The following is a 7,841-nucleotide window of genomic DNA, read 5'->3' on the forward strand; positions in this document are numbered from 1 at the left end:
AACCACAAGCGTAGGGCGGGGTTTTACCCCGCCTTTCCTTTGTTCAGGGAACCAGACAATGACTATTACACGCATCTCCTCGGGCAGTCCTTTCGAGGAAAAGATCGGCTATAGCCGCGCCGTCGTCGCGGGCGGATTTGTCCATGTGGCCGGCACGGTGGGGCAGGGCGACACGGTCGAGGACCAGTGCCGCGCCGCACTTGCCACGATTTCGCAGGCGCTGGAAAAGGCGGGCAGCAGCCTCGCGGACGCGGTGCGTGTCACCTACTACCTGCCGGATCGGCACGAGTTCGAACCCTGCTGGCCAATCCTGCGCGAGGCCTTTGGGGACAACCCGCCCGCCGCCACGATGGTGGAATGCGCGCTGATCGACCCGAAGTACCGGATCGAGATCGAACTGACGACGCTTGCCCGTTAGATCGTCGAGGGCCGGGGAGGTGTTCCCGGCTCAGCCCGCCAGCCTCGCGTCATCCTCCATGAGGGTATAACCGCTGCCCAGTTCGGCCCGCATCTCGGCCTCGTCCGGCTGCTCCCAGCGAGGGCCGGGCGCGGCAAAGCCGTTTGCGATGAGCGCGGCCTGTACGGCGGCGAAGTTCGGCTCTCCGACTGCCAGTCGCTTGCGTACCTCGCCCTCTGGCATCCAGGCCCGTCGCAGCGTCTCGATCCAGAGCGGCGCGCGGCCTGAAAAGCTTTCCAGGTGCGTAGAGATGTGTCGTGTCGCCCCTGACCGCCGCCGCAGGATCATCGCCACCTGCTGATCGGGCCGCGCCACGAAGGCCAGGAAATGCAAGGCCGAGCCTTCTGCCGCCACGATCTGTTTCGCCGCCTTGTACCGGGCCACCTGTTCGGCCAGGGAATGCGCCTGCGGGTGGAAGATCTCGTAGCCTTCTTCGGCCAGCCGTGCCTCGAGCTGCGCCTCCCCCAGGAGAGACCCGCGTCCGGCCCCCAGCCGCGACCGGCTGATATACAGCCTCGAAGGCCCTTCCGGCGCCACGTCCCGAGCAAAGCGCAGCGCAATCGTCTCGATGAACCGATCCGTGCCTCGGCTGATGTCGCCCAGGCCAAAGCCCTGTCCCGGCACGATCAGTTCGTCCGGCACACAAGGAACCCGCGCTTCGCGGATCGGCAGGCCACATCCCATCAGGTCCAGGAACTCGCGATGAAACGCGGGCGGCGGATCGGTGACGCCCGGGTTTTTCGGGGCGAACAGGATACCGTCAAACCCCGACTGGTCGATATGTTCCAGCGCCCAGAGCCGGGTGACGCTCTCTGTCACGAAATGCGGAAAATAGCGCCACAGCACCCCGCCCCAAAGCCAGCGTCCCGGCAGGCGCTCTGCCTGAGCGGGCCGCGCAGGGGGCGGTGTCAGCAGGCGTGCGTTGCGCCAGGTCGCGGCATGCGGCACCACCTGTCCCGCGCCTGTCAGCACGCCGGACGGCTGGATATGCGACCGATGCGCCGGCGGCACCACCACCGGGTGTTTCAGCCGTGCGATCTGGCAGGACCAGCCGCCGACGGGGCTGGGCGGTTCCATCCGTACGATATTGCGCGTGCAGGTCCAGACGAACCGGGTCGAAAGTTTTTCGTCCTTCTGAAACCCCAGCGCGCGCAGCCGGTCCTTGCAGGTCTTGGCGCCGTCCTTGCCATAGACGCCGGGATGAAATTCGATCACCACCGCGCGGATTCCATGCAGCCGGGCGTGTTCCAGGAATTCCAGCTCGCCGCCCTCGATATCCATGATCAGCACGTCGGGGCGAAACTCACGCAGTACCTCGTCCAGCGCGGCGGTCGGCACCTCGACCGGGCGCGTCTGCCGGTTGTCCGCGTCCACCAGGGACGAGCCGAGGAAGGAGTTGCGCAGGTAGAAGGTGCGGGTTTCCGGCCGGTCCGGACCACACATCAGGATCTGGTTGCGCAACTCGATCCGGTCCTCAAGGCCATTCAGCGCGTGCAGCGCGCGGATGTGGGGCACAAGCGCCGGGTTTGCCTCAAAGCTCAGCACGGCAGCGGGCGCCGCATTCCGCGCGATCACGGCGCTCACCACGCCCAGTCCCGCACCCAGTTCCAACACCCTGTCGCCGGGCCGCACCACCGCCAGGGCGCCTGCGACCTCGTCGCCTTCGTAGCGGCCCTCGGACATCCGGCGCACGCGGGTTTCCGTCAGAAAGGGCGAGGCGGGCACGTCCACCCCCCGGCATCGTGCCGCGACTGTCACCTTGTCCATTGCTGCTCGCCCGTTGTTCATTGTTCTGGGGTGCCTCCAGACTGACGCGGCTTTGTGTTAACAATATGTTCACCATTCTCACCGGCCCAGCAAATTCGCCACAGGCGGTAAACGGCGCGCCTGCGTCATGGCGGGCACTGGACCCCGTGCCGTGAATTCGCCATAAGAGGCGTCAGAATACAGGAGTCGTTCATGGGCATTCTCAACACCCTTCTGCGCGCCGTGACCTGGTGGAACGGCGCCACGCTCAACACCCTGATCTACACCAGCCGCAAAGGCGTGAAGGTCGGCGAGGATGAGCAGGGCAACAGCTTTTACCGGACCCGTGACGGCAAGAAGCGCTGGGTGATCTTCAATGGCGAAGCCGAGGCAAGCCGCGTCAGCCCCGATTGGCATGGCTGGCTGCACTACACCTTCGACGAGCCGCCCACCGACAAGCCGCTGCCCCACAAGACCTGGGAAAAGCCGCACAGCGAGAACCTGACCGGCACCGCGTTGGCCTATGCGCCCGCGGGCAGCATCCGGCGCGAGGCCCCGGCAGAGCGTCGCGATTACGAGGCCTGGTCGCCCGAATGACCCATTCCGTGGCCGAAGTGGTCGTGGGCGGCGCCGTTCTGGCGGCGGCGCTGGCCTTTGGCGCCTACACCGTTCAAAGCACCGGTTTCGCCCTTGGCTCGCAGGGGTATGAGTTGAGCGCCTCCTTCCGTTCGGTCGAGGGCATCAGTGTCGGCACTGACGTACGCCTTGCGGGTGTCAAGGTCGGCACCGTCACGGGGATCGAGCTGAACCCACAGAGCTATCGCGCCGACACGACCGTGGTGATCGACGACCATGTCCTGGTACCCCATCTCAGCGTGATCGCGATCGCCTCAGAAGGGCTGCTGGGCGGCAACTTCGTCGAGATTTCGCCCGGCGGCGGACTGGACAACTACCAGCCGGGGGATGAGATCCTGGATACCCAGGGCTCTGTCAGCCTGCTGACCATGCTGATGCGTTACATCGGTGGGGAAGGCGATCAGCAATGATCGCCCGCGCGTTGGCCGTGATGCTTGCGCTCACTGCACCCGCCCTGGCGCAGGAGCAGACGGAGACAGGGACCGGCGCGGTGTTGCGCGGGCTGGACAAGCTGAATGCCAAGGTCAGCGACATTACCCTGCAGAACGGCGAGGCCACCGTCCTTGGCCTGATCGAAATCGCGCTAAAGGAATGTCGTTACCCGCAGGACGACCCCTCGGGTGATGCCTATGCCTTTCTGACCATCCGCGAGGCGGGCGTGGCAAAACCGCTCTTTTCGGGCTGGATGATCGCCTCGTCCCCGGCGCTGAACGCGATGGACCACGCGCGCTATGACGTCTGGGTCATGCGCTGTACCCTGCCTGAGTAATTCCGCGCATCCTCTGAGACATCGTCGGGCCATCCGGTGCGTGCGCCGGGATCGGGTCGGGGTCAGCCGGAGGGCCGCAGGTGGGCCACCACCTCGGCGCCAGACCCGGCCAGCGGCTGCGACCGGAGGTCGGCGGGCCGTTTCAGCGCCTCGGACAGTTGCATGCGATAGGCGTGCCGCGTGATCTCGATCCCGCCCAGGCTGGCCAGGTGCGGGGTCAGGAACTGGGTGTCGAACAGGACGAATCCTGTGCGCCGCAACAGGTCCACCAGCCAGGCCAGCGCGATCTTGGAGGCATCCGTGCGGCGCGAGAACATCGACTCGCCGCAATAGGCCGCGCCCACCGTCACGCCGTAGACCCCGCCCACTAGCGCGCCTTCCATCCAGACTTCCAGCGAATGCGCGTGACCCTGCGCGAAAAGCGCGTGGTAGAGATCGCGGATCTCGGAGTTGATCCAGGTTTCTTCACGGTCGGCACAGCCGTCGATCACACCCGAGAAATCGGCATTCAGCGTCACCTGGTAGTCGTCGCGCCGCAGGCGTTTCGCCAAGCTGCGCGAAACCCGGAACCCCTCCAGCGGCAGCACGCCACGCCGACGCGGATCGACCCAGAAGATATCCGGATCGTCGCGCCGTTCGGCCATCGGAAAGATTCCGGTGCGATAGGCCTGCAGGAGAAGTTCGGGGGTGACACTCATGACGGCGGGATAGTCGCCTGTCGTGACGTGGCCCGCCATGCGACCCGCCGTCCCGCAGTCCGTGTGCGGGGGGCGGTGTCGAGGGGGGAGGCCCCGGCGCAGGGCCGGGGCAGGGCGGCCCGGCTCATTCCAGCCCGCCGGCCTCCAGCCATTTTTCCAGCCAGTGAATGTTGTATTCGCCGGTGTGGATGTCCTTTTCGCGCAAGAGCGCATGGAACAGCGGCACGGTGGTGTCGATCCCGTCCACGATCAGCTCACCCAGGGCGCGGTTCAGACGCGCCAGCGCCTCGGGCCGGTCGCGGCCATGCACGATCAACTTGCCGATCAGGCTGTCGTAATAGGGCGGGATGCGATAGCCGTCATAGAGCGCGGAGTCCATCCGCACGCCAAGTCCGCCCGGCGCGTGGAAATGCGAGATCGTGCCCGGCGAGGGCCGGAATTCGGGCAGTTTCTCGGCGTTGATGCGGACCTCGATGGCATGGCCGTTGATCTGCAGGTCGTCCTGGGTAAAGGACAGCGGTTGACCGGCGGCGACAAGGATCTGTTCCCGCACGAGGTCGACACCAAAGATGCCTTCGGTCACCGGATGTTCCACCTGCAGGCGTGTGTTCATCTCGATGAAGTAGAACTCGCCATCCTCGTAGAGGAATTCGATGGTGCCGGCGCCGCGATACCCCATCTTGGCCACGGCATTGGCGCAGATCGCGCCGATGTGGGCCCGTTCCTCGGGGCTGATCGACGGGCCGGGGGCCTCTTCGAACACCTTCTGGTGACGGCGCTGCAGCGAACAGTCGCGTTCGCCCAGGTGAACGCCGCCGCCCTGGCCGTCGCCAAAGACCTGGATCTCGATGTGGCGCGGACGCTGCAGGTATTTCTCGATATAGACCTCGTCGTTGCCAAAGGCCGCCTTGGCCTCGGCCCGCGCGGTCTGATAGGCGCGCGCCATCTCGTCTTCGTCGCGGGCAACCTTCATGCCGCGCCCGCCACCGCCGGCGGTGGCCTTGACGATGACCGGATAGCCAAAGCTGGCGCCGATTTCCTTGGCTTCTTCGACGCTGGCAACGCCACCCTCGGAGCCGGGCACAACCGGGATGCCCAGGTCCTTTGCCGTCTCCTTGGCAGTGATCTTGTCACCCATCGTGCGGATATGCTCTGCCGAGGGGCCGATGAAGGTGATGTCGTGGTCTTCGACGATCTGCACGAAACGGGCGTTTTCCGACAGGAAGCCATAGCCCGGGTGGATCATCGTGGCGCCCGTCACCTCGCAGGCCGAGATGATGGCCGGGATCGAAAGATAACTGTCGGGCGAGGGCGCGGGGCCGATGCAGATGGTCTCGTCCGCCATGCGAACGTGCATGGCGTCGGCATCGGCGGTGGAATGCACAGCGACCGAGGGGATGCCCATTTCGCGGCAGGCCCGGATGACACGCAGCGCGATCTCGCCGCGGTTGGCGATCAGGATCTTGTGGGTCATGCGCTTACTCGAGGATGACCAGCGGGGCGCCGTATTCGACGGGCGCGCCGTCCTCGACGAGGATGCGCTTGACGGTGCCTGCGCGGGGGGCGGGTATGTGGTTCATGGTCTTCATCGCCTCGACGATCAGCAGCGTGTCGCCTTCCTTGACCGTCGTGCCGACCGAGATGAAGGAATCCGCGCCCGGTTCGGGCTGCATGTAGACGGTGCCGACCATAGGCGAGGTCACAGCGCCGGGATGGGCGGCGGGATCTTCGGGCATCACCTCTGCCGAGGCAGCGGGCGCCGCAGCGGCCGGTGCGGGGGCGGCGGCGACCGGGGCCGGTGCGGCAACGGGGGCCGGTGCGGCCACTGTCGTGGCTCGGCTGATGCGCACTTGCAGGCTGTCGTCGTCACCGTATTCGCGCATGACCTCCAGCTCTGTCAGGTCGTTATCCTGCAGGAGTTCCGCCAGGGCCTTGATAAAGGCCACATCCGCATCGGACTTGTTCTCGCTCATGCCATCCTCGCCATGTCCACCTGCCCGTTACCGATCACATCGGCGGGCTCAGCGCGCTTATAGGGTATGGCGCGGGCGGTGAAAAGCGATGCCGCGCAGGATTGCCGCGCGGTTTCGCCTTGCCACGCGGCATTGCCGGGCCGGCATGCCCGGAGGGGTGATCAGTCGCGCTGTCCGTCAGCCGGACCGGCTGTGCGGGCGGCCTGCTCGTCGGAGCGTGATTCCCCCGGGTTCGCGCCGGTGTCTGCGGCACTTTCGGCGGCTTCGGCGACCGTGGTGGGCGGGGCCTGTTCCTCCAGCATGCGGCTGATGGCGATTTGCATGATCGAGGGCGGCGCGGTGTTGGCGTCGGGGTCAGGCTCACCGTTGACGGCACGCCAGAACTTGGCCGGTGCCTGCCCTTCGCGCAGACCGGCCTCCGGGTCGCGGGCGTCGGCAATGGGTTTTACCCGGGTCTCGCTCGCGGGATCGCGCGGGACATCGGGCAGCCCCTGCGGATGGCCCGTGACCTGCGGCGCCGTCAGCAGAGGTGTTGCAGTGACTTGCATTAGGCTGCTCCGTTTTCAGAGCGCCCCCACCACAAGAAGGGTAGCACCGCCGGTGTGTCCGCGCAGCGGGTTTGGTCGAATTGAGGAGAGAATCCGCTCATAGAAAGGCATTGGCGGGCAATTGCCGGGTTTCGGCGGTTTTCGGCGAATTTGCGCAAACGTGTGGGGATTTTAAACTTTTCAAAACACATTCCGACAACAATATGTGAAGTGGACGCGCAAGACCAGATACGTTGAGGCTACCAGCATGAAACAAGCACAGTGGAAATTCGGCGGGACCCAGGCTCGCTTTGGCGCGGGCGGATCGCAAGGCGACCAGGAGGGGGGTATGCAGGGCGGTGATGCCACCGTCGTGACCGAAGTCACCTATAGCGATGAGGTCCTGGCCGAGCTGATCTACATGATCGAGGAGGAAAAGCTGGCGGGCGATGTCTACGAGGCCTTCTACGAGATGTACGGCCTGAAGATCTTTGACAATATCGCCACTTCCGAAGACCGGCATTTCGATGCCCTGATCGCCCAGGCCGAGGCATTGGGCCTCGACACGGATCAGTTCGTCTTCAACCAGCCGGGCGTCTTCGAGGACGCGGAACTGCAGGCGCTCTACGACGAGATGATCGCCACGGGGTCCCTGTCCGTGACCGACGCGCTGGAGGTGGGCGCCGCCATCGAGACCAAGGACATGGTCGATATCGCCGCCGCCATCGAAGTGGCCGAGGGAACGGCCCTGGCCGATGTCTACGAGAACCTGCTGGCCGGCTCGGCCAACCACCTCGTGGCCTTCGAGGCGCTGCTGGCCTGAGTTGCCTTGGCAAAGGAAAAAGCCGCCGGGATGTCCCGGCGGCTTCTGGTCTCGGGACGCCCCGTTGCCGGGGCGTGCGCGATCACTTGTTCATTCTGTTTTCGATGAGGTCGTCGACGACGGAAGGGTCGGCGAGGGTTGAGGTGTCGCCGAGGGCGCCGTAGTCGTTCTCGGCGATCTTGCGCAGGATGCGGCGCATGATCTTGCCGGAG

Annotated in this window: 10 protein-coding genes; 5 read left to right on the forward strand and 5 right to left on the reverse strand. The window is 65.5% G+C overall.

What is annotated here, in order from left to right:
- Nucleotides 1–58: 58 nt before the first annotated feature.
- Nucleotides 59–418 (forward strand): RidA family protein, encoded by a 360-nt coding sequence (locus G9Q80_RS01905; RefSeq protein WP_043144569.1) that lies wholly within the window; start codon nt 59–61, stop codon nt 416–418.
- A 30-nt stretch (nt 419–448) separates the two neighbouring features.
- On the opposite strand, the gene G9Q80_RS01910 is transcribed toward G9Q80_RS01905, so the two are convergent.
- A complete protein-coding gene (locus tag G9Q80_RS01910; protein ID WP_088716377.1) occupies nt 449–2,224 on the reverse strand; it encodes an FkbM family methyltransferase in 1,776 nt (591 codons plus the stop codon).
- 192 nt (nt 2,225–2,416) lie between these two features.
- Between G9Q80_RS01910 and G9Q80_RS01915 the strand changes: the two genes are divergently transcribed.
- Genes G9Q80_RS01915 through G9Q80_RS01925 form a run of 3 tightly spaced genes read left to right on the forward strand, consistent with a single transcriptional unit; the run spans nt 2,417 to nt 3,608 of the window.
- The gene (locus G9Q80_RS01915) at nt 2,417–2,800 is read left to right on the forward strand and encodes an NADH:ubiquinone oxidoreductase subunit NDUFA12 (RefSeq protein WP_043144566.1); all 384 of its coding nucleotides are present in this window, start codon (nt 2,417–2,419) and stop codon (nt 2,798–2,800) included.
- Entirely contained in the window at nt 2,797–3,249 is a 453-nt protein-coding gene (mlaD, locus tag G9Q80_RS01920) for an outer membrane lipid asymmetry maintenance protein MlaD (protein ID WP_043144565.1), read from the forward strand. Before G9Q80_RS01915 ends, mlaD begins: the two co-directional genes overlap by 4 nt.
- Nucleotides 3,250–3,269: 20 nt before the next feature.
- On the forward strand, nt 3,270–3,608 hold the full coding sequence (locus tag G9Q80_RS01925; RefSeq protein WP_229754949.1) for a DUF2155 domain-containing protein: 339 nt from the start codon (nt 3,270–3,272) through the stop codon (nt 3,606–3,608).
- Between the two features lie 62 nt (nt 3,609–3,670).
- On the opposite strand, the gene aat is transcribed toward G9Q80_RS01925, so the two are convergent.
- From aat to G9Q80_RS01945, 4 genes are all read right to left on the reverse strand, one after another.
- Complete coding sequence (gene aat, locus G9Q80_RS01930; RefSeq protein ID WP_074623185.1) at nt 3,671–4,306, reverse strand: leucyl/phenylalanyl-tRNA--protein transferase; 636 nt, start codon at nt 4,304–4,306, stop codon at nt 3,671–3,673.
- Nucleotides 4,307–4,430: 124 nt separating this feature from the next.
- Nucleotides 4,431–5,780 carry an acetyl-CoA carboxylase biotin carboxylase subunit gene (gene accC / locus G9Q80_RS01935; protein ID WP_043144563.1) on the reverse strand — a complete coding sequence of 450 codons (1,350 nt, stop codon included), beginning with the start codon at nt 5,778–5,780 and terminating at the stop codon, nt 4,431–4,433.
- Nucleotides 5,781–5,784: 4 nt separating this feature from the next.
- Nucleotides 5,785–6,279 (reverse strand): acetyl-CoA carboxylase biotin carboxyl carrier protein, encoded by a 495-nt coding sequence (gene accB, locus G9Q80_RS01940; protein WP_043144562.1) that lies wholly within the window; start codon nt 6,277–6,279, stop codon nt 5,785–5,787.
- 161 nt (nt 6,280–6,440) lie between these two features.
- Nucleotides 6,441–6,827, reverse strand: coding sequence for a hypothetical protein (locus G9Q80_RS01945; protein WP_088670368.1), 387 nt, complete (start codon nt 6,825–6,827; stop codon nt 6,441–6,443).
- A gap of 247 nt (nt 6,828–7,074) precedes the next feature.
- Here G9Q80_RS01945 and G9Q80_RS01950 point away from each other — a divergent pair, with 247 nt between their 5' ends.
- Nucleotides 7,075–7,629 (forward strand): DUF2202 domain-containing protein, encoded by a 555-nt coding sequence (locus tag G9Q80_RS01950; RefSeq protein ID WP_088716378.1) that lies wholly within the window; start codon nt 7,075–7,077, stop codon nt 7,627–7,629.
- Nucleotides 7,630–7,841 lie beyond the last annotated feature (212 nt).

The sequence above is a fragment of the Mameliella sp. LZ-28 genome (assembly GCF_012274245.1).
Taxonomy (GTDB): Bacteria; Pseudomonadota; Alphaproteobacteria; order Rhodobacterales; family Rhodobacteraceae; genus Antarctobacter; species Antarctobacter albus.